This is a genomic window from Pseudomonas abietaniphila, from assembly GCF_039697315.1.
GTDB classification, from domain to species: domain Bacteria; phylum Pseudomonadota; class Gammaproteobacteria; order Pseudomonadales; family Pseudomonadaceae; genus Aquipseudomonas; species Aquipseudomonas abietaniphila_B.
Genome location: NZ_CP155619.1, coordinates 257,952 through 284,112, shown reverse-complemented (window position 1 = coordinate 284,112; position 26,161 = coordinate 257,952). Strand labels below are relative to the sequence as shown.

Genomic DNA, 26,161 nt, shown 5'->3' with positions numbered 1-26,161 from the left:
GAACAGTGTGTGCACGTAATTAACGGGAAATCAGGCGGTCTGTCGTCGTGTTGTCTGGTTCAGTTCGGCCGTGTGCAAGGCGGCGCGAGTGGGCAAACCCTCCATGTCGCCCCGGCTCTGCACCGCTTGACTGCCGACCCAGTTGCCACGGGCGGTTGCCTCGGCGATACCGAGGTTTTCCAGGAGCGCGCTGATCACGCCGACCGCAAAGCCATCGCCCGCACCGACCGTGTCAATGACCTTGGCCACCGGCACGCCGGGCACGAACGCTTCGTTGAGTTGGGTGCGGTAATACGCGCCTTTGGCGCCGAGTTTGATCACCACCGCTTCCACGCCCATGTCCAGGTAGAACTTCGCGATGTCGCCGGGGGTGTCGTAGCCCGTCAACAGTTCACCCTCGGCCATGCCTGGCATCACCCAGTGCGCCAGGCTGGCGAGGCGGTTCACCTCACGAATCATCGTCGCCCGGTTTGACCACAGCGAAGGCCGCAGATTGGGGTCGAACGACACACTGCGTCCGGCGTCGCGCATCTGCGTCATCAGCACATGGGACAGCTCTCGGCAGGTGTCGGACAGCGCAGCAGGAATCCCGGTAGCATGCAGGTGCCGGGCCTTGAGCAATTCGGGAACGATGTCGTTGACCGAGAGGTGACTGGCTGCCGAGCCACGGCGGAAGTACTCGACCACAGGGTCGGCGCCTTCAAGCTCCAGCGATTTGAATTGAAACCCGGTGGGGTGGCCCGCATCGACCGTCACATGACTGCAATCGACACCTTCCTGTTGCAGGCTGTCGGTGACGAAGCGGCCCATGGAGTCGTTGCCGACACGGCTCAGCCACGCGACCTTGAAACCCAGTCGAGACAAGCCAATGGCAACGTTGCTGTCGGCGCCGGCAATGCGCTTTTCGAAATGACGAACCTGAGCCAGATCGCCGGTCTGCTCGGCGACCAGCATGGTCATGGTTTCGCCGAAGGAAAGAATATCGATTTCAGACATGGCTCAAGGCCTCAGTAGCAGGTTGAACACGCGGTTGGCCGAGGCGGGCGAGGGCGTCAACCTGGGTGCGCGTGACTTCCAGCAGATCCTCGCCTTGCAGCGGGTATTCGACGGCCCGGGGCAAGCCAGTGGGCATGTGCTTGAGCAGTTGTTCCCACTGATGCAGGTCGGTTGGCGTCGGCGGCACGGCGATCAGCTTGCCCGCCGGGTTGCGCACTACGGCTTTGCAATGCACGTATTCGACGAAGCGACCCAACTGGCGGGCGGCGCTGGAGGCCGACTGCTCCTGCCACATCCAGTTGCCGATGTCGAAGGTCATGCCGATGGGCATCTGCAACGCATCGACGCGGGCGAAGAAGTCGGTGAAAGGCTCGATGCGGCCGCCTTGTGGTGTCTGGTCGTTCTCCACAAGAAGGTGCACGTCGTAACGGGCCAGACGGTCGGCGAGGGCGGCGATGTCGCTGTCCTCGGTTAAATGCCCGAGCGACACCTTGAGCCATGCAGCGCCACATGCCGATGCGCGCTGCAGTGTCGCTTCCAGCGCCGGATTGGGTTGACGCTGCCCTTCAAGCCAGAGCTCCAGCGGTGCGGAATACAGGCATTCCAGTCCTTGGGCGCGAATGGCTTCGCCGAGGGCTGCCAGGTCTTCGCGACCGCTGAACAGTTCTTCGCGCAGTTCGATGCGCGTGACGCCTGCCTCAACCAGAAGCGGGATGAAGCTGGCTTGGCCGCGCTCGCGGACGAAGTCGGCACCGAAGGCGCCCAGGCTGATGGCAACGGGGAATCGGCTCATTGTTATTGTCCTCTGAAACCGGTTTCATTTTGTTCGAGCCGAGGGGCTCGAAGAAAGTTCTTCAAAAAAGCAGGCGCGAAGACCTGCGGTATAAAAAGGGGGTCAGGGTCGCTGTCGCGTGGAACCGCGCACGATCAGTTGGGCCGGGAAGTCAAAGGTTTTCACGGCGTCCAGATCACCGCGCAGACGCCCGAGCAGGCACTCGAAGGCGGTCACGCCGATGTCGTGGGTCGGTTGCGCCAGGGCGGTAATACCGCCGCCCACCAACGGATACCAATCCAGTTCGTCGAGGGCAATCAGGCCAATGTCATCGAACAGATGGCAACCCAGGTCATGCAGCTGGCGGGTGGTGTTCAGGGTCGCTACGCCGTTGCCGGTGAACACGGCTTTATGGCCATGACCGGTCTGGGCCAGGAACTCACGCAGATGATCGCGCAGGCGGTCGCCGGTCTCGCGCACCTGACCGCGCATGCCGGAACGCTGGGCGATACCGGACTTGAAAGCGTCAACGCGCTCGATCCGCGAGCTGGTGCCATCCTGCGGTTCGGTGACCATGAGGATGTCGCGGTACCCCGATTGCTGGAGGTGATCCAGCGCCTGGTTGACGGCGGCGATGTTATTCAGGCCCACCAGATCGCTTTGCAGTTGATCGACCTTGCGGTCCACCAGGACCATCGGCAGCTCGCTGTGCAGTTCGCGCAATTCATCCAGATGGTGACCGAGGGTGTTCACGATCAGGCCTTCGATGTTGTATGAACGCAGCGCCGCCAGATGCAGGCGTTCCTGTTCGTCATCGCGGTCGGTGTTGCACACCACCAGGCTGTAGCCGTGCTTGCGGCAGGCGGTTTCGACGCCGTGCATGACGGCAATGGAGTAGGGGTTGCGGATGTCGGCGACCAGCATGCCGATCAAGCGAGTACGGCCGCGCTTGAGGCCGCGCGCCATTTGGTTAGGGCGATAACCGAGGGTTTCGATGGCGTGTTCGATGCGCTGGGCAATGGCTTCGGACAGCAATTGGCGGTCTTCGCCGATGAAGCGCGACACGCTGGCTTTGGACACGCCGGCCATGTCGGCGACATCGTTCATGGTGACGCGGGCGCGCGCCGGTGATGGAATACTGTTCATGGCCTGACCCTTATTGGATTTATCAGCAGGCTTTTACGGAGAGCGTATGACGCTCTGAAACCGGTTTCAGGAAACACCAAAGCGATCGTCTCGTCAACTCTGGATCGGATGAAAGGCAGGCGGAGTCAGAAGGCGGGCGTAAGAAGTGAACAGCGTTTTTCTGTGGGAGTGAGCTTGCTCACGAAGGGGCCGGTACTGCCCACGCGTGTCATCGATTGGAATACGCCCATCCCAAGCAAGCTCACGCCTACAGGTTTTTGCATTGTTCGCGAGATCAGTGGTTTCCCTTGAACGTATCGCGCCATGCCAGAAAGCGTTTCTCGAGCAGTGCCAGCACGCCGTCGCTCAGCTTTCCCAACAACGCCAGCACGATGATCGCTGCCAGCACGATGTCCGGGCGTGACGTCTCTCGGCCGTCACTGAGCAGATACCCCAGTCCTTTGGTGGCGGCGATCAGTTCCGCCGCCACCAAAAACATCCAGGCCAGGCTCAGCCCAGATCGCAGCCCGGTGAAGAGGCCGGGCAGGGCAGCAGGCAAGAACAGATGCACGATCATCTGCCGTTGACTGAAGCGGTACATCCGGCCCACTTCGACCAGCTTGCGATCAATGCCGCGTATCGCCGCCACGCCGTTGAGGTACACGGGAAAGAACGCGCCGATGGCGATCAACACGATTTTGGACGTCTCGCCGATCCCCAGCCACAGGAGCAGCAGCGGCACCCACGCGAGGCTCGGAATGGATCGCAGCCCGGCAAACGTCGGCTCCAGATACGCTTCGGCCTCGCGGCTCAGCCCCACCCAGGCCGCGAACAACAGCGCGAGACTGGCGCCGATGGCAAACCCGCAGAGCACGCGGGTCAGGCTGGCGCCGATGTGCTTCCACAACGCGCCGTCGGCCAGATCGGTCAGGGTGGAGGCGATCTCGCTGGGCGCAGGCATTTGATAGGACTGCACCCAGCCAATCCGCACGACGATTTCCAGCAACACAAGAATCGCCACCGGCACGGCCAGGCCTTTGAGTCGGGTGCGCCATCGACCGGGCGTTTGCGTGACGACTTCGCTGGGGGCCGCCGCTTGGGAGGCAGCCTTCTTCGAGGCAGACGCCTGGACGTTCAACGTCGCCGTTCTGGAGTCGCTCATGGCTTGGCGATGGCTGCTTTGCCGAAGCTCGGGTCGATCAATTGATCGATGACCTGATCGACATCAGTGCCTTTGCGCACCAGTTCTTCGGAAACCAGAATCGGTGCGGCGCCTTTCGACGCCGTCACGTCCTTTGCGGTGAGCTGTGGGCTGCTGATGTCGGTGCGAGTCAGTTGCAGCTTGGCGACGTCCAGCGGCAGGCCCGATTCGGTCGCCAGCAACTGAGCAAACTCATCCGGATTTTTCAGCGCCCACTCCCGCGCTTTTTCGTAGGCACTCAGCACGGTCTTGATCGCCTCCGGGTGTTCCTTGGCATAGCGCTCGGTCACGCTGACCACGCCATAGCTGTTGAAGTCCTTGTTGCGATAGAGCAGGCGCGAACCGGCCTGGATTTCACTGGCGGCCATATGGGGGTCAAGGCCGGCCCAGGCGTCAACGTCGCCTTTTTCCAGCGCGATGCGGCCGTCCGGGTGTTGCAGGTGCAGCAGCTCGACATCGTCTTTGCTCAGTTTCGCCTGCTGCAAGGCGCGCAGGGTGAACAGGTAGGGATCAGTGCCTTTGGTGGCGGCGATCTTCTTGCCTTTGAGGTCTGCAACGCTCTTGAGGGTGGAATCCTTGCGCACCACCAACGCTGTCCATTCGGCGCGGCTGTACACATACACCGATTTGATCGGACTGCCGTTGGCGCGAGCCAGTACGGCAGAGAGGCTGGCTGACGAGGCGAAATCAACGCCGCCGCTGTTCAGGTACTCCAGCGAGCGGTTGCTGCCCTGGCTGAAAACCCAGCTCACTTTGGTGTCAGGCAATGCTTTTTCCAGCCAGCCGAAATGCTTGAGCACCAGGCTGACGGGCGAGTAATAGGCGTAGTCCAGATGGACTTCGGCAGGCGGCGTTTCAGCGGCGTGAGCCAGAGGCTGAAGCGTCAGGGTCAGTGCCGCAGCCAGCAGCTTCAGGGATGTGGGCAAGCGAGGAAAAGTGCTCATGGGTAAATTCCATTGAAAGAGGCGGAAGCTGCACAGGGCTGCTTATGTCGAAATCGGCAGTCAGCGCGAGTCAGCCTGCGTTAATGGAATATTGCAGGCTCTGTGCCATGAGCGGTTGCACGCGGGAAATCGTGCCTGTGGCAGCTTTACGCATCGTGCGTAAGTTGCCCCGTCAACAACATTGCTGAATCACTGTTGCTGGATGAACAGCGGCGTTGGGCGCGTCGTGTTTTTTTGCGGAATGCCCCGATCAGTGGTTGTCAGTTGCGCCGTCGCTCTTCATGCTGCGGCTTTCAACGTGTTACAGGATCTTTCTGCGCATGTCTTTTGCCGCCCGAGATGCCGATTCCGCTTCACGCCGTTCGGCGACCGTTCTCAGTCTGTGTCTGCCCAGCGATGTTCTGCTGTATCTGCTGTTGCCAATGAACGCCGACGCGTTTGGCATCAGCCTGCCCGAAGCGGGGATCCTCTTGGCAGCCAATCGGTTGGTGCGCATCTTCGGCTACAGCTACGTGGTGCGCTTCTACGCCAGACACGGTGATCGCCCGACAGTGATGCTCGCGGCACTGGTGTCGGCACTGTGTGCGCTGGGCAATTCGTTCATTTCAGGGTTCTGGTGGTTGTTGATCCTGCGTCTGGGGTGGGGCCTGACGTTCGGCGCTCTGAACCTGTCGACCCAGGCACTGGCGACCTCCGAGCCCGGTGGCGCAGCACGCCGTTCAGGGACCTCGCGCGCCATCATCGCGATTGGTCCCATGCTGGCGCTGCCGATTGGCGCCTTGATCAGCCTGCACTTCGGCCCCCGGTTGATTTTCCTGATCCTGGCGTTCTTTTCGCTGGCCGGGTTATTGATCGCCAAAGGGTTGCCGAAGATTCCCCATGCGATGCCAAGCCCGGGCGGGCGCCGATTCAAGGCGCCGGACAGCATTGCCATGTGGTCCTTCATCGAAGGCGTGGCGCTGGACGGGTTGTTCATTTTTGGCTTGTCTTTGCAGGCGCAATCGGTGCTCGGTGGCAACGCGGTGTTCATTGCGGGCGTACTGCTGGCGCTGCGGTATGTCTCGGAGATGTTGCTCAGCCCATTGGGTGGGCGTGCGGCCGATGCCTTCGGCGCCGTGCGCATGCTGGTGGTGTTTTCCGCGCTGACCACGCTGGCGCTGACAGCCTTCGGGTTTCACTGGCTGATTCTGGGGGCGGGAGGTGTATTGATCCTGCGCGCGTTGCAACTGCCGTTGGTGACCACCTTGGTCGCGGAGCGTAATCCGGGCGCGGGGCGAGTTCAGGCACTGGCCGGCAATGCCGTCTGGCGTGATGTCGGTGCAGGCGTCGGTCCCTTGCTGGCCGGGGTGTTGCTGCCCATCGCCTCACCTTCATGGGTGTACAGCCTGGCGGGCCTGGCGGTGGTGGTGAGTGCAGTCGTTTGCAGCCGTTACAGAGGGCGTGATGCGGTTGCCTGAACACGGTCTTGATACATCTTCTTACATACCGTTCGGCGATTAATACGATAAATCAGGGGGTTGCGTGCAACCTCTGACGCTGTTTCCCATCTGATGATCATTCTTCATACGGACATAAAGCTTCGCTAGCCTGCATTCGTTAGCCAATTGCCAGTTCACAGGGACGTTGCTCAGGGCTTATACGCCCCTCATGCACCATCAGAACTTGGGCCATCATGACCTTTTTCAAATCACCTGCTGTTTCTCACGCGCTCCAGCGTTTCGCTTATTTTCTGTTGCCCTTTTTGCTGATCTGCTCGGCGGTGTTCTGGTTCACCGTGGGCAAAGGAGTCCATGCAGAACCCAAGAACGGCACTCAGACGCTGGTCTTTCTGCGCCATGCCGAGAAGCCCGACATGGGGCTGGGGCAATTGAACTGCCAGGGACTTAACCGCGCCATCGACCTGTCCACGGTGTTGCCGAAGACCTTCGGCAAAGCCGACTTCATCTTCGCCGCCAACCCGAGCCGCCATGTTGAAGAGGGTGAAGGTGACCATTCCTACAGCTACCTGCGCCCTTTGATGACCGTCGGGCCGAGCGCGATCAAGCTGGGCCTGCCGGTCAATATCGATTTCGCCGCCAACGACACCAGCGACCTGGCCGATGAGTTCATGCGCGACAAATACCACGACGCGACGATCTACACCGCCTGGTCCCACGGTTACCTGCCTGAGTTGATCAACAAGGTCGCTCAAGAGGCCTCCGGCAAGGACCTCAAGCTGGTCAAGGACTGGATGGGCGACGATTTCGACTCCGTGCTCGTGCTGACGCTGAAATGGAACAACGGCAAAGCCACACTGCAGTACGAGAACTACAAGCAGAATCTGAATGACGGGGCGGTGGGGTGTCCAACGTGATGACGCGCTGTCGTGGCCTCACGCGCAATTGATGTTGATCGTTCCCACGCGCCGCGTTGTAACACCTCACTGGATGCCCGGCGTCTGTTGTTGATCGTTCCCACGCTCTGCGTGGTAATGCTTCCCCGGACGCTCCGCGTCTTGAGGGTGGCTGCATTTTTTGTGTTTGGCCCGACACTGCGTTAGCGTACAGCCGGTCGAAGACTCTCTGGCTTCCCCCATGCTCGAAACATCCCACCTCCAAGCGTCCCGCCACCTTCCGTTTCATCCGCCTTTCGACTGGCAACGCATGCTCAACTTCTTCGCCGCACGGATGACAGCCGGGGTTGAGGCGGTGATCGACGGCGTGTATCTGCGCAATATCGAGTTCAAGGGCAGCGTCGGCACGCTGTCGGTGGCGATGGCGCCTTCCCAGGATCATCTGATCGCGACAGTGCACGGCGAGGTCAGTCGGCACATCGACGATCTGGTCGAGCCGATCTCGCACATGTTCGACCTGTACGCGAGGCCCGATGACATCGACCGCCGTCTGTCCCTCGACCCTTGGCTGGCGTCGTTGGTGCAGAAGCGTCCAGGGCTGCGCGTACCAGGCGCTTTTTCGGGGTTTGAGCTGGTGGTGCGGACCATCGTCGGGCAACAGGTGAGCGTGAAGGGCGCGACCACCATCGTCGGGCGTCTGGTGCAGCGAGCGGGCGTGCAGGTACCTGAAAGCCCCGTCGAACAACTTGCCTGGCGGTTCCCTACGCCGGACGCACTGGCGCGGGTCGATCTGGACAAGATCGGTATGCCCGGCAAACGCGTTGAAACGCTGCAACGGGTGGCCGCCGCCGTTGCCAGTGGCGAAATTTCGCTGAATGTCAGCCATGGCGATGACATCGCTGAACTGCGTCGTCAGTTGCTGGCGATGCCGGGCATTGGCCCGTGGACGGTGGAGTACATCGCCATGCGCGCCTGGCGCGATCCCGATGCCTGGCCCGCCTCGGACCTGGTACTGATGAACCTCATGACCCAGCAGGATTCGAGCCTCACGCGGCTGGCGCTGCACAAGGTGCGGGCAGAGGCGTGGAAGCCGTGGCGTGCGTATGCGGCCATGCACATCTGGAACTCGGCGGCAGATGGGGCGGGCAAGGCCAAAGGCGGCTGAGTCCGAATTTGATCGCAAGAACTGGATCGCGGCGATAACCATCGCGGTTACCATGGGCGCATACCGACCTGCCTCGTATGTCTGAAGGGCCCGGTCGACGTTCCACAAGGAGCCTCTCATGACCTTCACCTATCGCTTCATCGAATCCCCGGTCGGTCAGTTGAAACTGATTGCAAACGGTCCTTACCTTGCGGCCATTCTCTGGGAAAACGACCGTCCCAACCGGGTTTTGCTTGGTGACATGAACGAGGATCAGGGCAGCGAGATTCTCGATCGAGCCGAGCAGCAACTCACCGAGTATTTTGCCGGGACCCGTCATCGCTTCGATCTGGCGCTGGACTTCCACGGCACCGAGTTTCAGAAAAAAGTCTGGCACGCCTTGCTGACCATTCCCTTTGGCGAAACCCGCAGCTACCTGGACATTGCCGTCCAGATCGGCAACCCGGCGGCCGTACGTGCAGTCGGTGCCGCCAATGGCAAGAACCCGATTTCGATCGTCGCGCCCTGTCACCGTGTGATTGGCCGTTCCGGCGCGCTGACCGGGTTTGCCGGTGGTTTGGCGGCCAAGGAACTGCTGTTGACCCTGGAGGGCGGTATGCCTCAGCGATCGGCAAAGCCCGCGAAGCCTGTCGCGCCCACTCAGGCGTCGCTGTTCTAGACTCATCCGCCTTGGCTCATCAAAAACCAACAATGGAGATGACCAGGCTTGCTTCTGCCAGGACATGTCCTGTTTCTACCCTACGGGAGATCGTTGTCCGCAGCATGCCCGCCCTGACGCTCAGCGACCGCGCGCAAGGTTTTGAGCGTCACCATGGGCGCATCGATCACGAAGCGATTTGCCAGCCATGAGGGAATGTCCCCGGCCGGTTCGGCTTGCAGTTGATACGTCACCTCTGTTTCCCGCTCGCCCTTTGGCACCATCTGCCACACGCCTTGCAGCTGTTCGACACGAATCATCCCCGGCACGACCGGCTCCATGCCGTGCACCGCACTCAAGTGGCGTATCACACTGCCGTCGTCAGCCTGCTCGGTCTGCACCTTGAGCACCATGTCCCGCGTGTTGGCGGGCCAGGGCAGGGCGGTGGTCAGGTAGACGAAGGTGCTGTCGCCGTCGACTTTCAACAGACGCATGTCGTCGCAGGCATACAGCCATTTGCAGGCAATGGTCAGGTTCTCTTGCAGGTGGCTGAGCGTCGGCACGTCGGCCTTGATCAGTGCTACGCCGCGAAAGCTCTGGTATTGCGAGGTCGGCGACCGGCTCAGGTAAACCTTGATGCCATCTTCGTCCTTGGCCAGCTTCCAGTCCTCGGCCGTCGCCGAGGCGCAACAGAGTGTCAGCAGCAGGGCGCACAGGCCGGGCAGTGTGTTCATGGTGGGACTCCAGGACTGCACAGGGGCGGGCGCGGGTTTTCAGAGCATAGGCCAAGACCGTGCAGCGGCCTTCTGTTCCTCACGCTGACGTCACCTTGTCTGTAAGACGTTGCCTCTGGATAAACGGCCCTAGCCAGATTTATCCGAAAAGAGTACAAATGTGCTCCATGACGACTTTATCTCCCAAACGCTCTGCCATCCTGACTTTCATTCGGGATCGCATCGCCCAAAATGGCCAGCCACCGAGCCTGGCGGAAATCTCCGAGGCCTTCGGGTTCGCGTCGCGCAGTGTGGCGCGCAAGCACATCGTGGCGCTCACCGAAGCTGGTTTCATCGAAGTCACGGCCAATCAGGCGCGGGGCATCCGGCTGGTGGAGAACAGGCCACGCGTGCACATGCTGGAAATTCCGGTGCTGGGCCGCGTCGCGGCCGGTGCGCCCATCGGTCCCGACATCGACGTCCACGACACTTTCACCCTCGACAGCCGCACCTTCCTGCGCATTCCCGATTACCTGCTACGGGTCAAAGGCGATTCGATGATCGAGGACGGCATTTTCGACGGCGATCTGGTCGGCATCCTGCAAAGTGCCGAGGCCCGTGACGGGCAGATCGTCGTGGCCCGGCTCGACGGCGAGGTGACCATCAAGCGCCTGGAGCGCGGCCATGACACCTTTCGCCTGATGCCACGTAACCCGGCCTACGCCCCCATCGTGGTGCGTCCCGATCAGGACTTCGCCATCGAAGGCGTGTTCTGCGGCCTGGTGCGCCGGGAATGATGGGCGCGGTGGTCAGCCTCAACGCACTGCTGGACGAGCGTCGGGTCTGGAAAGGGCGTCCCGAGGTTCAGCCGGTTGCAGCGCAACCCACTGGCCATGCCTTGCTCGATGCGGCGTTGCCCATGGGTGGATGGCCGCCTGCGGCGCTGACCGAAATCCTGATTCCTGCCCATGGCAGCGGTGAATTGCGCCTGCTGTGGCCGACCCTTGCGCGGCTGGCCGACAGTGGCGAGCGCATCGTGCTGGTGGCGCCGCCTCATGTGCCGTACCCCCAAGCGTGGCAGGCGGCCGGTGTCGATCTGCGGCAGTTGTCGGTGATCGAAGCCAGTGAACGCGACGCCTTGTGGGCCGTGGAGCAGTGCCTGCGTTCGGGCAGTTGTGGCGCGGTACTGTGCTGGCCGGACAAGGTCGACGACCGTGCCTTGCGCCGTCTGCAGGTGGCGGCGGAAACCGGCGAAACCCTGGCCTTTGCCTGCCGTGGGCAACACGCGGCAGTCAACCCGTCGCCCGCTGCCTTGCGCATCGCCATCGATGTGCGACCGCGTCAGCTGCGGGTGCTCAAGTGCCGTGGTGGTCTGGCGCCGTCTTCTCCGATTCCGTTTACCACCGACGCTTGAGGTTTCCATGCTCTGGGCCTGTGTCCTGCTGCCGCAACTGGCGCTGGACGGCGTCATGCGTCGTCGCGCCAACCCTGAAGAACCGCTGGCGTTGATCAGCGGCTCGGCCCAGCGTCGTGTGTTGCAAACCGTCAATGCCGCTGCGCGCGAACTCGGATTACGCCCCGGTCAGTCACTGACCGCCGCCCATGCCATGACCCGCGCGTTTGCGACGGTCGAATACGACCCGGATGAAACAGGCCGCTGGCACCGTTTACTGGCCGCCTGGGCCTATCGGTTCAGCTCGCAGGTCAGCCTTAAGTACCCCCGCGTCCTGCTGATGGAAGTCGAGTCCAGCCTGGGTCTGTTCGGACCCTGGCCGGTGTTCGAAGCGCGTTTGCGTCAGGAGCTGACGGCATTGGGTTTTACTCATCGCATCGTCGTGGCGCCCAATCCGGTGGCGGCGCGCATGCTCGCCAATGCCCACGATGGCCTGGCGGTGACCTGCAACGACAGCCTGCAACAGGTGCTGGAACAGATGCCGGTCAATCGCATCGGCTTGTCTCAGGAAGTGTCGACAGCCTTTGGCCGCATGGGCCTGCATCGCCTGCGCCAGGTGTCGGCGTTGCCTCGCGATACCCTGGCCAGACGTTTTCCGCCCCAGGTGCTGCAGCACCTGGACACTTTGCTGGGGCGCAGGCCGATGCCCCTTGAGTGTTACGTGCCGCCCGATCATTTCGACACCCGCATCGAGCTCAATTTCGACGTGGAATCCCATCAGGCCCTGCTGTTCCCGCTCAAACGCATGATCGCCGATCTGGCGTTGTTTCTCGGCGGGCGCGACAGCGGCGTGCAGCGGTTCATCATTCATCTGGAACATGTGCCCAGTGTCGGCAGCGTGGCGCCCGATACGCTGATTCCGGTGGGTTTACTCAGTGCCGAGCGTGAAGCCGACCGGCTGTTCGAACTGGCCCGCGGGCGTCTGGAACAGGTGGTGGTGCCGTCGCCCGTGCGCGCGTTGAGGTTGCAGGCAAAGGATCTGCCGGCCTTCGTGCCTTCTCACCGCGAGCTGTTTGATGATCGCCCGCAACAGAACATGCCGTGGGAGCAGTTACGCGAACGCCTGCGTGCTCGACTGGGCGATGAAGCGGTCAGCGGCCTGGGCTTTCATGCCGACCATCGTCCCGAGTGCGCGTGGTTGCCGACGTCTGCCAGCAAGCCCGTTGTGGCGGTGCACAACGTTTCCCGTCCGGGATGGCTCCTGCGCGAGCCCGAACACCTGAGCGATTCCAGCGTCCGGGTGCTGGCCGGGCCTGAGCGCATCGAGTCGGGATGGTGGGACGGCGGCGATGTGCGTCGCGATTACTTTCTGGTCGAGACCCGTACCGGACAGCGCGGCTGGGCCTACCGCAAGGTCGGGGATGACAGCGGCCTGTTGCTGCAGGGATGGTTCGCATGAGTGGCGACTACGCAGAGCTGCACTGCCTCACCCACTTCAGTTTTCAGCGCGGAGCCTCCAGCGCCAAGGAGCTGTTCGAGCGGGCTAAACGTCACGGCTATCAAGCCTTGGCCATCACCGATGAATGCACGCTGGCGGGTATCGTCCGCGCCTGGCAGGCCGCACAGGAGTGTGAGCTGCCGTTGATCATCGGCAGCGAGATCACCCTTGAGAACGGCCCGAAAATGGTGCTGTTGGTGGAAGACCTCGCCGGATATCAAGCCTTGTGCGGGTTGATCACCGAGGGCCGACGGCGCAGCAAGAAGGGCGAGTACCGGCTGTTGCGTGAGGATTTCCTGCGACCGGTGGCAGGGTTGCTGGCGTTATGGGTGCCGGACCTGGATCAGCGTGCCGAGGTGTTGCATGAGCAAGGCAACTGGCTGCGCCAGACCTTTCACCAAAACCTGTGGCTGAGCGTGCAGCTGCACTGCGGGCCCGATGACAGCCTGCGTCTGTCGAGGCTTCTGGCGCTGGCGCGTTCGCTCGACATCCCGGCCGTGGCCAGCGGCGATGTGCACATGCACGCCCGTGGCCGTCGCGCCTTGCAAGACACCATGACCGCGATTCGTCACCACACCACCGTGGCCGAGGCCGGCCATCGGTTGTTTCCCAACGGCGAGCGGCATCTGCGCACGCGAAATGTGCTGGCCGAGTTGTATCCCGCCGACCTGCTGGCTGAAACCCTGAACATCGCCCGGCGCTGCCGTTTTGACCTGAAACAGCTGCGCTACGAATACCCCCACGAGCTGGTGCCTGCCCAACACACACCGGCCAGTTGGCTGCGCCAGCTCACCGAAGACGGTGCACGCTGGCGCTGGCCCAAGGGCGTGCCCGAGGTGGCGCGGAAAAACATCGAGAAGGAATTGAAGATCATCTCGACGATGAAGTACGAAAGTTACTTCCTCACCGTGCACGACATCGTCAAATTCGCCCGCGATCAGAGAATTCTGTGTCAGGGCCGTGGCTCGGCGGCCAACTCGACCGTGTGTTTTGCCCTCGGGATCACCGAGCTTGACCCCGCGAACGTCAACCTGCTGTTCGAGCGTTTCATCTCCGAAGAACGTAACGAGCCGCCGGACATCGACGTCGACTTCGAGCACGAGCGCCGCGAGGAAGTCCTGCAATACATCTTTCGGCGTTATGGCCGGGGCAGGGCGGCATTGACCGCCGTGGCGAGCACTTATCACGGTGCGGGCGCGGTGCGGGACGTGGCGCGGGTGCTCGGTTTGCCGCCCGACCAGATCAACGCACTGGCGGACTGTTTCAGCCGCTGGAGCGATACCTTGCCATCACCTGAGCGTCTGCGTGAATGCGGGTTCGAGGCCGACAGTCCGGTGTTGCGCCGCGTATTGACGTTGACCGGCGAACTGATCGGTTTTCCCCGGCACCTGTCCCAGCACCCCGGCGGTTTCGTGATCTCCGAGCATCCACTGGAGACGCTGGTGCCCGTGGAAAACGCCGCCATGGCTGACCGCACCATCATTCAGTGGGACAAGGACGATCTGGATCTGGTGGGGCTGCTCAAGGTCGACATCCTGGCCCTCGGCATGCTGAGCGCACTGCGCCGGACGTTCGATCTGGTGGAGTTGCATCGGCACCAGCGCTGGACCATCGCGACGCTTCCGTCCGGGGATGAGCCGACCTACGAGATGATCAGCCGCGCCGACACCATCGGCGTGTTTCAGATTGAATCCCGGGCGCAGATGTCGATGCTGCCGCGCCTCAGGCCCAAGGAGTTTTATGATCTGGTCATTGAGGTCGCCATTGTCCGGCCGGGTCCGATTCAGGGCGACATGGTGCATCCGTATTTGAGGCGTCGAAATGGCGAGGAGGAGGTGACCTATCCCTCCGAGGCGCTTGAGGAAGTCTTCAAGCGCACGCTGGGCGTGCCGCTGTTTCAGGAACAGGTCATGCAACTGGCCATCGTTGCCGCCGACTATTCGCCCGGAGAAGCCGACCAGCTGCGCCGCTCCATGGCCGCCTGGAAACGTCATGGCGGGCTGGAGCCGCATCGGATTCGCCTCAGCGAACGAATGAAAGAGAAGGGCTATCCGGACGAGTTCATTCACCGCATCTTCGAGCAGATCAAGGGCTTCGGCAGTTACGGCTTCCCCGAGTCCCATGCCGCCAGCTTCGCCTTGCTGACCTACGCCAGCTGCTGGCTCAAATGCCACGAGCCGGCCGCATTCACTTGCGCGCTGATCAACAGCTGGCCCATGGGTTTTTACAGCCCCGACCAGTTGCTGCAGGACGCGCGTCGGCATCATATCGAGATCCGTCCGGTGGACGTGCGCTACAGCGACTGGGACTGTTCGCTTGAGCCGGTCGACAACCCTGAATACACGCGCAATCTGGCGATCCGCATGGGGATGCGCATGATTCGTGGTTTTCGCGAAGAAGACGCCCGGCGCATCGAGCAATCGCGGCAACAACGCGCGTTCAAGGACGTCACCGATCTGTGCATACGCGCCGACCTGGACAACCGCGGCCGCGCATCACTGGCCGATTCGGGGGCCTTGCGCGGGTTGGCCGGGCATCGCCATCGTGCGCGTTGGGAGATTGCCGGGGTCGAGGTGCAGCGGCCCTTGTTCGGCGATGACTGTTTCGGCGAAGAGGCGCAAGTGGCCTTGCCATTGCCCAGCGTCGCTCAGGATCTGGTGGCCGATTACGACACCCTCGGCACGACACTGGGTCCGCACCCGTTGTCTTTGCTGCGCAACAAGCTGGCGGCCAAACGCTTTCGCAGTTCAAAGGATCTGCTCACCGAAGAGCACGGGCGCAACTTCAGCGTCGCCGGGCTGGTGGTCGGTCGTCAACGGCCCGGTACGGCCAGCGGCGTGACGTTCGTCACCCTGGAAGACGAACACGGCATGATCAACGTGGTGGTCTGGCGCGACCTGGCCGAGCGTCAGCGCAAGGTGCTGGTGGGGTCGCAGTTGATGCAGGTGTTCGGCAAATTCGAATACCAGAAAGGCGTACGTCACGTGATTGCGCAACGGCTGTTCGACCTGACGCCGTTACTGACGGGACTGGATGTGCGCAGCCGTGATTTCAAGTGATGAGTGGGTCAACCGACACCCACCGCATGGACAGACACCTACCTGTGGGAGAGAGCTTGCTCACGAATACGGCGTGTCACCTCTTCAATGCCTGACTGGCCGCCTTCGCGAGCAAGCTCACACCTACAGTGTTTCAGGTTCACGAGAAGTTACAACGCATGCTCAGCCTTGACCGGCGACGTCCCCGACCGAAACCGCTGGCGATATTCAACCGGGCTGATGGCCAGTCGTTTGACGAACACCCGACGCAGGCTGTCGGCATTTTCGAAGCCGCAGCGGTGGGCGATTTCTTTCATCGATTGCTCGGTGGTTTCCAGATAACGGCGCACGGCGTCGATCCTTGCATCGGCGAGGAAGGCCATGGGCGGGGTGCCGATTTCCTTGGTAAACAGCCGCGACAGGTTGCGTGGGCTCATGTGCACACGCTCGGCCAGCGACGCCAGGCTATGGTTGATGTGCAGGTGCGCAAGCAGGTAATCCTGAATCGCCTCAACCTGTGAATCGACGCCGCCCTGAACATCCAGCAACGGGCTGAACTGCGATTGCCCGCCCGCACGGCGCAGGTACACCACCAGGTACTTGGCAACATCGATGGCCATGCGTTTGCCGAAGTCTTCCTCGATCATCAACAACGACAGATCGATCCCGGCCGTCACGCCTGCGGTGGTGTAGATCGTGCCGTCCTTGACATGAATGTGATCGGGGTCGACATGCGCCGAAGGAAACAACTCGCTCAGGTGCGCGGCGTCCATCCAGTGCGTGGTCACCGATTTACGTTCGATCAGGCCCGCTGCGCCGAAGGCGAACACGCCGTTGCAGATCGCGGCCAGGCGTCGGCAGCGCTTCTCCTGAACCTTGAGCCAGTCGCACAGGGTCGAGTCGGCATAGACATCGAAAATCCCCAGCCCGCCTGGCACGATGATGGTGTCGAAATGCGGGCATGGGTCGAAAATGGTGCGGTCCGGGATCACCGTCAGACCGCTGGAAGACAGCAACGGGCTGCGCGTCGTGCCGACCGTGAGCATCTCGTATTCACACTCGCCATTGCTCAAGACCTTGACCTGGGCAAAGGCGTCCTTGGGGCCGGCGATGTCCAGCAGTTGAAAGCCGGGGAACAACACCATGCCCACGCTGATTTTGCGCATAGGGTTTCCTTTGAAATAGCAACGATCAGCACGTTGTAGGAGCGCGCTTGCCCGCGATTGCGATCTGTCTGTGCCAGTGTAGGGGTGGACACAACACAATCGCGGACAAGCGCGCGCCTACAGGTTAAGCATCTCCCCTTAGGAGGCTTTACATGACACATGCAATATCCGGGCTATCGCACCGATGCCAGCGTGCTGAGGTCCTCGCCCTCAGGCCCATGACGCCGGAACCACCAGCCGCTGATCCCACCGAGCGCCATCCAGAACACTGCATTGACCAGTAAAGACGCCACCCGAAACTGCGCCTGCAATGCATCCGGTGCCAGTGCATGGTGCTCCGCCGGCTGGGGTGCTCCGATGACATGCGGCGCGGCGATCAACAGCAATGCCGCCGCACGCCACCCCCCGTGCTTGCCGAATACCAGCAAAGCCAGCCCGACCGCCGTGGCCAAGGCCGTGGCGCCCCACCAGTCCTGTCGCGAGGTCAGTTCCGCGGCCAGGGTCCCGGGCAACTCCGGTGGCAGACCGGCAGCCGGGGCCAGACAGAACGTGGCGTAACCGGCCAGGCCCCACAGCACACCATGCCAGGCCTTGACCGGGGCGCGCAGGTTGTAGAGCGCGCAAAGCAGCAGGGCGAAACCGATGGCCACGACGAGATCGCCGCCAAAGGTCGACAACGTGCGCTGCCAGCCGTCCTCCGGCGTCCAGGCCTCGGCGTCATGCTCGTGCTCGTGAGCGCCCGCTGTGTGTTCATGAGCCTGTTGCTCCTGAACATGTTCATGAGCAGCGTCGGCGGTTTCATACACTTCGGCCTGCAGAATCAACGGCGTGATCCACAGGCTTTGCATCAGCGTCAGCAGCAATGCGCCGATGGCGCCGGTGTAGCAGGCAGTGGTGAGGATGCGTTTGAACATGCTCAGGGTGCTCCGGCAAGGTCAATCAGTGGCAAGGAAAACCCGAGCTGTGACGGGTGTCGTGGGCGGCGTTATGGATCAGCTCCAGGTGTGAGAAGCCGGCGAAATACACCAGCGACAGGCCCATCAGGATCGAACCGAAGGTCACCAACAGGCGCGAACTGCGGCGACGGGTGGCGGAGTGAGTCAATACAGTGCTGCTCATGCGATGTTCCTCGAGTCAGTGGTGTCGGTTTTCAGCGCGATCAGGCGCGCTTGCAGTTCATCGGTGTCCAGCAGCGAATGCGCTTGCAACACCTTGATCAGCGCCTCCAGATAGCGTTCGTAGTAATCCCACGGCGGCTGGTTGTCGCAGGGCAGCTGCTCCCAGGTCGAGATCGAGCCGATCAGGTTCTGGCGAAAGGCTTCCCACTCGAAATGACCCGCCTTGGACAGCGCAAGCGCCAGCCCGTAAAGGCTGCGCTGCCAGTCCTGGGTGAAGTGCAAACGGCCTTGCGAGCGCGGCGGCGAGTCCTTGTGGCCGAGCATGCTGTTGGCAGCGAATTCTTCGAATCGCGTAAACATGGGGCAGTCCTCAAACAGCGGGCAGTTCGATCAACGCCACACCCATCATCGATTCGGGAGTGACCAGCTCGGCCAGTTGTGCTTCGCTCAAATGCTCGGAGCCTGCCGGGCGTTCCGGCACCACGAACCAGCGAATCTGCGCACTGCTGTCCCAGACCTTGACCTGGGTGTCGTCACTCACCGGTACGCCGAATTCACGCAACACCGCGCGAGGTTCGCGCACGCCTCGGGCGCGGAACACCGGGTCCTTGTACCAATACGGCGGCAAACCGAGGATCGGCCACGGGTAGCACGAGCACAGGGTGCAGATGATCAGGTTGTGCACCTCCGGACTGTTGGCGACGGCCAGCATGTGCTCACCCTCGGCACCGTCCATGCCCTGGGCCAGGTTCAGTTCGGCGATGGCCTTGGGCGTATCGGCCAGCAGACGTGCCTTGTATTCGGGGTCGACCCAGGCACGGGCGACGATTTTCGCGCCGTTGAAAGGGCCGGCCACGGTCTCGAAATGGGCGAGCACGGTGTCCACCGAGTCGCTGCCGATCACCCCTTTTTCGATCAGCAGGGCTTCCAGCGCACGCACTTTGGCGGCGCTTTCGGCTTCTCGTTGTTTTTCATAATCGAAGAGTTGGCTCATTGAATGGCTCCGTTGTCATGGGTTAGCGGGCGTGGACCTGATTCACTTCGGCGGTACCAGATAGGCCTCGAACAGGTCCGCGTAGATCATGGTGTTGGGTTCGCTCTTTTCCTCGCCCCAGATGTCAGCCGCGTCGAAGGCCACGCGGTAGACGGGCATCGGCTCGCCAATCCCGTCCGGACCGGTGTTGACGAAGTAGGCGTAGGCCCCCGGATAGACCTCGACGATCTTTCCCGACTTGCAACGCAAATAACCGGGCAGGCGGGTGTGATCGACCGCAACGGGGTCTGCGACCGTCACGCTGTCACCTTCTGCAAACAGCGCGGTGCCGGCGTAGGGGCGCAGGCCTGAATCGCCTTCCAGCAGGTAGCGCACGATCTGTTCGCGAATTGGCGCGCTGGGCTTGTCGGGCAGCGGCGCATCCGGTTGCTGGCGGTAAAAATCGGCGCGGCTCTTCAGTTCATCGCCGTTGATGTAGCCCTGATCGACAAAGAACCCGGAAATCCCGCCCAGCCACTTTTCGTAGTAGCGAAACTTGAAGTACTCGAACGGTTGCATGCCTTCGGCGCCGGTCCGCAACGAGGCCCAGGTCCAGTCGCTTTTGAACGCGGTGGGCAGCGTGTCCATCGGGTACCTGGGCAGCGCGTCGATCAGGTGCGCGCTCTCGGCCATCATCGTGGTGTGAATGCCGAATATGCGTTTCTCCCATTCCTGCACGAAGACCTGTTTCTCGAAATCGACCGGGCCCAGGTTTTCCAGGCCGCCGAGGTAGTGTTGTAGTTTCATCTAGCGCTCCAGTGTGAGGGTCAAAGGGATCAAGCCAGCTGCGTGCGCGGCTTGCTGGTGAGGGCATCGCCCAGGCGTTCCGAGGCATAACCGGACACGGCACCGGTGATCAGCGCAGCGGCGGCGATCAGCGCCGGATTGGCCAGGCCGGGCGTGGTCATGGGTTTTCCACCCACGGCGGTGGTCCCGACGGTGGAGGCAAACCCCCAGACGATCGCCGGCAGGATGCTCAGCAGCGGCACCTTCGAGGCCTGCACCATCAACGCGCTGCCGGCGCCCACCAGCAGGGCGATGAAAAACGGCGCCTCGCTGACCGTGGCGATCCCGAGCAGCACGAGCGAGCTGATCACAAGCCCCGTGAGGTTCGACGCCACGCTTCGCACGAAGCCGGCATTGCCGCCGCCGACGATGAAGAATGACGCCCATGCAATGAACGTGACCCAGACGGGTACCGGCCATACGGTGGCGGTCAGGTAGGTGTCGAGTACGGCGAGTAGACCGATGCTGACGGTGTAGGCTTCTTGCTTTTTCATGAGGTCAGTTCCTGTAGGTAGAGGGCTGTCGTACCCAGCGGTTTCGGGTGAGAGGTGAAGCGGGCAGGTTTGAAAACTCAGGCCGCGTGCAGGCAGTCGAGAAAACCCTGACGCAGCTGTTCGCTGTCCAGGTCGCGGCCGATGAACACGAAGCGGTTGTCGCGGGATTCATCCTCTTCCCATCGTCGGCCCGGCATCGCTTCGAGCAGCATGTGCACGCTGTGGAAGTGAAAGCGCCGGCCTTCACTGGCGAAATTCAGCAGGCCTTTCATGCGCATCAGTTGCTGGCCTTGGTCGTTAACCAACTGGCTGATCCAGCGGTTGAAACGGTCGGGGTCCAGCGCGCCGGGGGTGACCACCGAGCACGAGGAAATCGAGGCGTCGTGTTCGTGATCGTGGCCTTCGTCCTCGAGGAGATCGGGTTCGATCATCAGCAGGTTGGGCAAGGAGAAGCGCCGGGTGCCGAGCAGGGCATCGACGGCCACTTGCGCGTGATGGGTCTGCACCACGCTCGCGGTGCGGTTGATCAGGCGCACCTGATTGCCAATGCTGGCCAGCGCGTCCTGGCTGACCAGATCGCTCTTGTTGAGGATCAGGGTGTCGGCGAAGGCGATCTGCTCGCGGACGATCTCATCCTTCAACTGAGCGGTCAGGTGCAGGGCATCGACCACCGTGATCACCGACTCCAGCTCGACCTGCGTGCGCAGGTCCGGATCGGCGAGAAAGGTCTGTAGCACCGGCGCCGGGTCTGCCAGGCCGGAGGTTTCGATGATCAGCCGGTCCAGGCGATGACCCGCGAGGTCAAGCATCTCCTTGACGCTCGCCACCAGATCGGCGCGCACCGTGCAGCACACGCAGCCGTTATTGATCTCGATCAGCGCTTCCTGCTCGGAAACGATCAACTGGCCGTCGATGCCGACTTCGCCGAATTCATTGACCACGACACCGATCCGATACTGCTGGTTCTGGCTGAGCAGGTGATTGACCAATGTGGTTTTGCCTGCCCCGAGAAAGCCCGAGATGACCGTTACGGGAATTTTGCCGATCGCCATGGTTTCGCCCTTCGTCAGTGTTATCTGCGCTGCCATATCGGGCAGCTTCAGGACGACAGGTGCGATTTCCAGTCCGCTTTGAGGCGCATGTCCGGGGTGGACATGCTGTTGTCACGTTTGGTCAGGTTCTGTGGCTGGAAAGGTACGAAAGGTGGGAAATGGACAGGGAAGGGGGGCGGTGGCCGTTTTTGCGGGCGTGATTTGAGCGCGGACGCGGCACTGTTTTGATGCGTTATAAATCGCGGGTAGCGGGTTCAGAAAATAAATGGATGTCGTTGGACCTGAAACTGTGGGAGCGAGCTTGCTCGCGAAAGCCGTTTGTCATTCAGTGGTGTGACACCTGACCTGACGCCTTCGCGAGCAAGCTCGCTCCCACAGGGGTTTTGCATTTGGCTGGAAGATCGGGACAGATCAAACCTCGACTTTCACCGCCCGCCCGGTTTTGATCGATTCAATCGCGCAGTTGGCCAGGTGTAGCGCCTTCAGGCCATCCCGCGCGTTGGTGGGCAACGGCTCGCCAGCCTTCACGGCGTCGATGAACTGGTTGAGCTCGTTGCGATAGGAATCGGCGTAGCGCTCAAGGAAGAAGTTCTCCAACGGCTCACGGGCTTCGGTCTGGGTCGCGCTGTAGGTGCGCACGGTGCTGGGACGGTGGTTGTCGTTGAGGATCATGCCCTTGGCGCCGAATACCTCCAGGCGCTGGTCGTAGCCGTACACCGCTTCGCGGCAACAGTTGATGTGGCATTGCTTGCCGGACGCCGTGCGCAGCAGAACCATGACGCTGTCGTAGTCGTCGATCTGCGCCAGCGCCGGGTCCACCAGACGGCTGGCAATGGCGAACACCTCAACAGGTTCCTCGCCAAGCAACGTGCGCGCGGTGTCGAAGTCGTGGATGGTCATGTCGCGGAAGATGCCTCCGGAATGCTTGAGGTATTCCACCGGTGCCAACCCAGGGTCTCGGCTGGTGATCACCACCTGGCGCACCTCGCCGATGTCGCCGTTGGCAATCGCTTTGCGCATGTGCAGGGTGTCCGGGTCGAAACGGCGGTTGAAGCCCAGCATCACCTTGCCGTTCAGGCGCTCGATGTCTTCCACCGCTTTGGCCGCCTTGGCGAAATCCAGATCGATGGGCTTTTCGCACAGTACCGGTTTGCCCAGTTGGACGGCGCGCAGCATCAGGTCGATGTGAGTGTCGGTGGGCGTGCCGATGACGATGGCATCGACGTCGTCACGCGCAATGGCCTCAGCGCAGTTGTAAGCGGCCGCGCAACCCAGTTTGGCCGCGAGCCTGTCGACGCCTTCGCGCCAGGGGTCGGCGATCACCGACAGTTGCACATCCGGATTGGCCGCGACGTTGGCCGCGTGAATGTTGGCGATGCGGCCTGCGCCGAGGACTGCGATGCGTAGCATGGGTGGATCTCCTGGGATTGTTGTTGTCGGGTAGATCGGTTGTGGTTCGCAAACGGTGTCAGTGCGCCAGATTGAACGGCGTCACGATCTGCACGGGGGAGGCGGGGATCGGATCGACCTTCCACAGACGGTGAAACTGCAGGATGTGCAGGAAGGCATGCCGGGCGTCGACCAGCAGGTTGTGGTCGATGATCGCGGCGATCTTTTCCTCCGCCAGCAATTGGCGGTTTTCCTGATCCAGGTCATGGCCGATGAACACGGCCAGGGTGCGATCAAGCGCGGCGAACGCATCGACGATGGCGCGATTACCGCCGCCGACGCTGTAGATGGCTTTGATCGACGGATTGGCCTTTAGCGCTTCGGTCACGCGTTCGAGGGTCGGCTGGTACACGCCCAAGCCGCCCGTGATGTCGACCACCCGCAGGTGCGGGGCACGGCTGCGTAACCAGGTGCGAAACCCCATCTCGCGCTCTTCTTCGCCACGGAACAACTCGCTGCTGATCACCACCGCGACGTCCTGCGTCGCCTTGTCCAGCCAGCTCGCCATCAGGTACGCCGCCGTTTGCCCGGCGGTGCGATTGTCCATGCCGATGTAGCCGATGCGCTCGCTCTGGGGCAGATCGGACACCAGCGTCACGACCGGGATGCCGGCGGCGGTAACCTGATTCACGGCCTCATTGATCTGCGGCTCGTCCGCCGCCTTGAGGATCAGGCCCTGACTGCCTTTACCGACACACCTGAGGATAAGGTCATGCATCTCCTGGGTGTCGATCTCCTGGTACAGGTGGAAACGGGGAAAAATACGAAACGGCGCCAGGTTGCCCAGTTGCCCGAGAATGGCCTCCTGCACCGCGTCGCTAAAACGTTTCGGGGTGTGCAGGATGATGTCGATGTGGAAGGTGCGGCCGACCGCAGGCCCGGTTTTTTCCTGGGCTTCCAGTTCTTCGAGGGCCTGTTGAATGCGACGGTTGGTCTGGTAATGCACGCAGCCTCGTTCGTGCAGCACGCGATCGACCGTGGCTTTGCTGACGCCCGCCTGGGCGGCGATCTGCTTGATGGAAAAACGTCGGGCGCGGTCGAGCATGAGAATCCCTGAGCCTTTTGAGGTCTTGTTGAGGTCGATTCGGGCGTCTGTGAGGTTTTCGCAATGCTAGTCTCAGTTCCAATCGTTGTACAGATGGAATTTAAATTCTATTGCGATGACGATTCCCGCAGCCAAAAACAACAACAGCAGGACTGAAGGCATGTCAGCACTCGATCTATCTACCTCTTTTACCGGTCGCTATTTCGTCGTCACCGGCAGCACCCAAGGCCTGGGCGCCGCAGTGGCCCACGCCCTTGCGCAGCGTGGCGCGGCAGGGCTGATCGTCTGCGGCCGCAGCCGTGACAAAGGCGAGCAGCAGGTGCGTCAATTGGCCGAACTGGACTGCCAGGCGTTCTTCGTTGAAGCCGACATGGAAAACGTCGACGATTGCCGTCGTGTCGTGGCCGCTGCCAAGGAACACTTCGGGACCGTTCACGGCCTGGTCAACTGCGCCGGGATGTCGGACCGCGGCACTATCATCGACACTTCACCTGAGTTGTTCGACCGCATCTTCGCGGTCAACGTGAAAGCCCCTTTTTTCCTTATGCAGGAATGCATCAAGTTGATGATCGCCAATCAGGTCGAAGGCTCGATCGTCAGCATCCTCAGTGTCTCCGGCCATGGCGGTCAGTCGTTCCTGTCGGCGTACGCGGCCTCCAAAGGTGCGCTCGCCGTGCTGACCAAGAACGTTGCCTTCAGCACCTTGCGCAACCGGATTCGGGTCAACGGCCTGAACATCGGCTGGATGGACACTCCCCACGAAGACCAGATCCAGCGCCAGTACCACGGCGCCGATGACGGCTGGCTGGCCCGCGCCGAAGCACAGGCACCGTTCGGTCGCCTGCTCAAACCTCAGGAAGTCGCCAACAGCGTCGCTTATCTGCTCTCCGAGCAGTCGGGCATGACCACGGGCGCGATCATTGACATGGAGCAGGGCATCATGGGCTGCGGTGACGGTTCGACGCCGCGTCCTGATGCACCGTTGACCCTGGACGGCATCGCAGGAGCAGGATTGTGAGCCTGTTCGCCACGGCGCGTGACATTGATGTTCAGGCCTTCGCAGCGCTGTGCGAACAGCCGGTGAATGCCGCCGAGTATCCTCACGCGCGGGAAGTGGTCAGCCGGGTAGTGATCTATGACGCCGACGCGCTGCGCAGCACCGCTCTGCATGACCGTCAGGGCCTGTTAAGCGAACTGCACCACCTGTTCAGCAAGGGGCCGGGCGTGATGGTGGTGCGCAATGCCTTTCCTGACCTGGCGGTCGTTGACCGGCACAGCGAGGTGTTCCGCCAGATCATCATGGACGAAGCGGCGAGGGTGGTGCGGGCCGACCACTTCGCCAAGGCGGGCGCCAATCAGCGGATCTGGAATTCGCTGCAGAAAGCCGCCGAACATTCGCCGGACTCGTTCATCGAGTACTACGCCAATCCGTTGCTCGGCCTGATCGCCGAGTCGTGGCTGGGGCCGTATTTTCAGGCTACGGCTCAGGTCAATGTGGTGACGCCGGGCGGGCAGGCGCAACAGCCTCATCGCGATTACCACTTGGGTTTCCAGAGCGATGAGGTGGCCGCGCGCTTTCCGCTGCCGATGCATCGCCTGTCGCAGCACCTCACGCTGCAAGGCGCGGTGGCGCACACCGACATGCCGCTGGAAACCGGGCCGACGCTGTTGTTGCCGTTTTCCCAGCAATATGAACTGGGGTATCTGGCCTGGCGTGATCGGGCCTTCATTGACTACTTCGCAGGCCACGCGATTCAGTTACCGTTGAACAAGGGCGATCTGCTGTTCTTTAACCCTGCGCTGTTCCATGCAGCGGGTACCAACCACACGACGGATCAGTTCCGGATGGCGAACCTGCTGCAAATTTCGTCGGCGTTCGGCAAGCCGATGGAGACGGTCAACCGCGAACGGATGATGCTGGCGCTGTATCCGCTGATGCTCAAGCGGGTCGAGCAGGGTGAACTGGATGAAGAGGGCATGCAGGCGGTGATTGCCATGAGTGCGGACGGGTATTCTTTTCCGACCAACCTGGACACTGATCCGCCGTTGCACGGCATGGCGCCGCAGACCGGACAGCAATTGGTCGAGTTGGCGTTGCAGGAGCGGTGGGCGGTGAAGCGGTTTGTCGAGGCGGTTGAGGTGATGCGGGTGAAGCGGTTGCCGTGAGTCCAGTGATTCATCGGCGGGGCTGGGTGTTGTGTGTC

26 protein-coding genes are annotated in these 26,161 nt (G+C 61.8%); 10 read left to right on the top strand and 16 right to left on the bottom strand.

Annotation, left to right across the window (positions count from 1 at the left end; translation table 11 throughout):
• Positions 1-30: 30 nt before the first annotated feature.
• The 5 genes from ABDX87_RS01160 to ABDX87_RS01140 form a co-directional block, all read right to left on the bottom strand.
• Positions 31-996: a sugar kinase gene (locus ABDX87_RS01160; RefSeq protein ID WP_346831187.1), complete on the bottom strand. Its 966-nt coding sequence runs from the start codon at positions 994-996 to the stop codon at positions 31-33.
• Positions 989-1,789, bottom strand: a complete 801-nt coding sequence (locus ABDX87_RS01155; protein WP_346831186.1) for a sugar phosphate isomerase/epimerase family protein — start codon at positions 1,787-1,789, stop codon at positions 989-991. Before ABDX87_RS01155 ends, ABDX87_RS01160 begins: the two co-directional genes overlap by 8 nt.
• A 102-nt stretch (positions 1,790-1,891) precedes the next feature.
• On the bottom strand, positions 1,892-2,914 hold the full coding sequence (locus ABDX87_RS01150; RefSeq protein ID WP_346831185.1) for a LacI family DNA-binding transcriptional regulator: 1,023 nt from the start codon (positions 2,912-2,914) through the stop codon (positions 1,892-1,894).
• Positions 2,915-3,188: 274 nt separating this feature from the next.
• Positions 3,189-4,055, bottom strand: coding sequence for an ABC transporter permease (locus tag ABDX87_RS01145; protein ID WP_346831184.1), 867 nt, complete (start codon positions 4,053-4,055; stop codon positions 3,189-3,191).
• A complete protein-coding gene (locus ABDX87_RS01140; RefSeq protein ID WP_346831183.1) occupies positions 4,052-5,038 on the bottom strand; it encodes an aliphatic sulfonate ABC transporter substrate-binding protein in 987 nt (328 codons plus the stop codon). Before ABDX87_RS01140 ends, ABDX87_RS01145 begins: the two co-directional genes overlap by 4 nt.
• Positions 5,039-5,358: 320 nt before the next feature.
• Between ABDX87_RS01140 and ABDX87_RS01135 the strand changes: the two genes are divergently transcribed.
• The 4 genes from ABDX87_RS01135 to ABDX87_RS01120 all read left to right on the top strand — a co-directional run bounded on the left by ABDX87_RS01135 (position 5,359) and on the right by ABDX87_RS01120 (position 9,193).
• Positions 5,359-6,495, top strand: coding sequence for an MFS transporter (locus ABDX87_RS01135; RefSeq protein WP_346831182.1), 1,137 nt, complete (start codon positions 5,359-5,361; stop codon positions 6,493-6,495).
• Positions 6,496-6,710: 215 nt separating this feature from the next.
• On the top strand, positions 6,711-7,391 hold the full coding sequence (locus ABDX87_RS01130) for a hypothetical protein (protein ID WP_346831181.1): 681 nt from the start codon (positions 6,711-6,713) through the stop codon (positions 7,389-7,391).
• A gap of 220 nt (positions 7,392-7,611) precedes the next feature.
• The gene (locus tag ABDX87_RS01125; protein ID WP_346831180.1) at positions 7,612-8,535 is read left to right on the top strand and encodes a DNA-3-methyladenine glycosylase family protein; all 924 of its coding nucleotides are present in this window, start codon (positions 7,612-7,614) and stop codon (positions 8,533-8,535) included.
• Positions 8,536-8,653: 118 nt separating this feature from the next.
• The gene (locus ABDX87_RS01120; RefSeq protein ID WP_346831179.1) at positions 8,654-9,193 is read left to right on the top strand and encodes a methylated-DNA--[protein]-cysteine S-methyltransferase; all 540 of its coding nucleotides are present in this window, start codon (positions 8,654-8,656) and stop codon (positions 9,191-9,193) included.
• An 80-nt stretch (positions 9,194-9,273) separates the two neighbouring features.
• Here the strand turns inward: ABDX87_RS01120 and ABDX87_RS01115 are convergent, their stop codons facing one another.
• Positions 9,274-9,906 (bottom strand): START domain-containing protein, encoded by a 633-nt coding sequence (locus tag ABDX87_RS01115; RefSeq protein ID WP_346831178.1) that lies wholly within the window; start codon positions 9,904-9,906, stop codon positions 9,274-9,276.
• 158 nt (positions 9,907-10,064) lie between these two features.
• On the opposite strand from ABDX87_RS01115, the gene lexA reads away from it, so the two are divergent.
• From lexA to ABDX87_RS01095, 4 genes are read left to right on the top strand one after another with little or no spacing between them, the layout of a single operon-like run.
• The gene (gene lexA, locus ABDX87_RS01110) at positions 10,065-10,682 is read left to right on the top strand and encodes a transcriptional repressor LexA (RefSeq protein ID WP_346831177.1); all 618 of its coding nucleotides are present in this window, start codon (positions 10,065-10,067) and stop codon (positions 10,680-10,682) included.
• Positions 10,682-11,299: a translesion DNA synthesis-associated protein ImuA gene (imuA, locus tag ABDX87_RS01105; RefSeq protein WP_346833667.1), complete on the top strand. Its 618-nt coding sequence runs from the start codon at positions 10,682-10,684 to the stop codon at positions 11,297-11,299. The genes lexA and imuA overlap by 1 nt, the downstream gene beginning before the upstream one ends.
• Positions 11,300-11,306: 7 nt before the next feature.
• Positions 11,307-12,737 carry a Y-family DNA polymerase gene (locus ABDX87_RS01100; RefSeq protein WP_346831176.1) on the top strand — a complete coding sequence of 477 codons (1,431 nt, stop codon included), beginning with the start codon at positions 11,307-11,309 and terminating at the stop codon, positions 12,735-12,737.
• Entirely contained in the window at positions 12,734-15,835 is a 3,102-nt protein-coding gene (locus tag ABDX87_RS01095) for an error-prone DNA polymerase (protein WP_346831175.1), read from the top strand. Before ABDX87_RS01100 ends, ABDX87_RS01095 begins: the two co-directional genes overlap by 4 nt.
• A gap of 149 nt (positions 15,836-15,984) precedes the next feature.
• On the opposite strand, the gene ABDX87_RS01090 is transcribed toward ABDX87_RS01095, so the two are convergent.
• From ABDX87_RS01090 to ABDX87_RS01045, 10 genes are all read right to left on the bottom strand, one after another.
• Complete coding sequence (locus ABDX87_RS01090; RefSeq protein ID WP_346831174.1) at positions 15,985-16,980, bottom strand: GlxA family transcriptional regulator; 996 nt, start codon at positions 16,978-16,980, stop codon at positions 15,985-15,987.
• Between the two features lie 173 nt (positions 16,981-17,153).
• Positions 17,154-17,894 (bottom strand): CbtA family protein, encoded by a 741-nt coding sequence (locus ABDX87_RS01085; RefSeq protein WP_346831173.1) that lies wholly within the window; start codon positions 17,892-17,894, stop codon positions 17,154-17,156.
• Positions 17,895-17,919: 25 nt separating this feature from the next.
• Entirely contained in the window at positions 17,920-18,099 is a 180-nt protein-coding gene (locus ABDX87_RS01080; protein WP_346831172.1) for a CbtB domain-containing protein, read from the bottom strand.
• Positions 18,096-18,458, bottom strand: coding sequence for a nitrile hydratase accessory protein (locus ABDX87_RS01075; protein ID WP_346831171.1), 363 nt, complete (start codon positions 18,456-18,458; stop codon positions 18,096-18,098). The genes ABDX87_RS01080 and ABDX87_RS01075 overlap by 4 nt, the downstream gene beginning before the upstream one ends.
• A 10-nt stretch (positions 18,459-18,468) precedes the next feature.
• Positions 18,469-19,092, bottom strand: a complete 624-nt coding sequence (nthA, locus tag ABDX87_RS01070; RefSeq protein ID WP_346831170.1) for a nitrile hydratase subunit alpha — start codon at positions 19,090-19,092, stop codon at positions 18,469-18,471.
• Between the two features lie 42 nt (positions 19,093-19,134).
• A complete protein-coding gene (gene nthB, locus ABDX87_RS01065) occupies positions 19,135-19,878 on the bottom strand; it encodes a nitrile hydratase subunit beta (protein ID WP_346831169.1) in 744 nt (247 codons plus the stop codon).
• Between the two features lie 29 nt (positions 19,879-19,907).
• Complete coding sequence (locus ABDX87_RS01060) at positions 19,908-20,411, bottom strand: DUF1097 domain-containing protein (RefSeq protein ID WP_346831168.1); 504 nt, start codon at positions 20,409-20,411, stop codon at positions 19,908-19,910.
• Positions 20,412-20,488: 77 nt separating this feature from the next.
• The gene (locus tag ABDX87_RS01055) at positions 20,489-21,463 is read right to left on the bottom strand and encodes a CobW family GTP-binding protein (protein WP_346831167.1); all 975 of its coding nucleotides are present in this window, start codon (positions 21,461-21,463) and stop codon (positions 20,489-20,491) included.
• A gap of 411 nt (positions 21,464-21,874) precedes the next feature.
• Positions 21,875-22,873, bottom strand: coding sequence for an inositol 2-dehydrogenase (iolG, locus tag ABDX87_RS01050; protein ID WP_346831166.1), 999 nt, complete (start codon positions 22,871-22,873; stop codon positions 21,875-21,877).
• 58 nt (positions 22,874-22,931) lie between these two features.
• The gene (locus ABDX87_RS01045) at positions 22,932-23,957 is read right to left on the bottom strand and encodes a LacI family DNA-binding transcriptional regulator (protein WP_346831165.1); all 1,026 of its coding nucleotides are present in this window, start codon (positions 23,955-23,957) and stop codon (positions 22,932-22,934) included.
• Positions 23,958-24,117: 160 nt separating this feature from the next.
• On the opposite strand from ABDX87_RS01045, the gene ABDX87_RS01040 reads away from it, so the two are divergent.
• Together ABDX87_RS01040 and ABDX87_RS01035 are read left to right on the top strand one after the other, a co-directional pair.
• Positions 24,118-24,975: an SDR family oxidoreductase gene (locus ABDX87_RS01040; protein ID WP_346831164.1), complete on the top strand. Its 858-nt coding sequence runs from the start codon at positions 24,118-24,120 to the stop codon at positions 24,973-24,975.
• Complete coding sequence (locus ABDX87_RS01035) at positions 24,972-26,123, top strand: phytanoyl-CoA dioxygenase family protein (protein ID WP_346831163.1); 1,152 nt, start codon at positions 24,972-24,974, stop codon at positions 26,121-26,123. The genes ABDX87_RS01040 and ABDX87_RS01035 overlap by 4 nt, the downstream gene beginning before the upstream one ends.
• Positions 26,124-26,161: the final 38 nt, after the last annotated feature.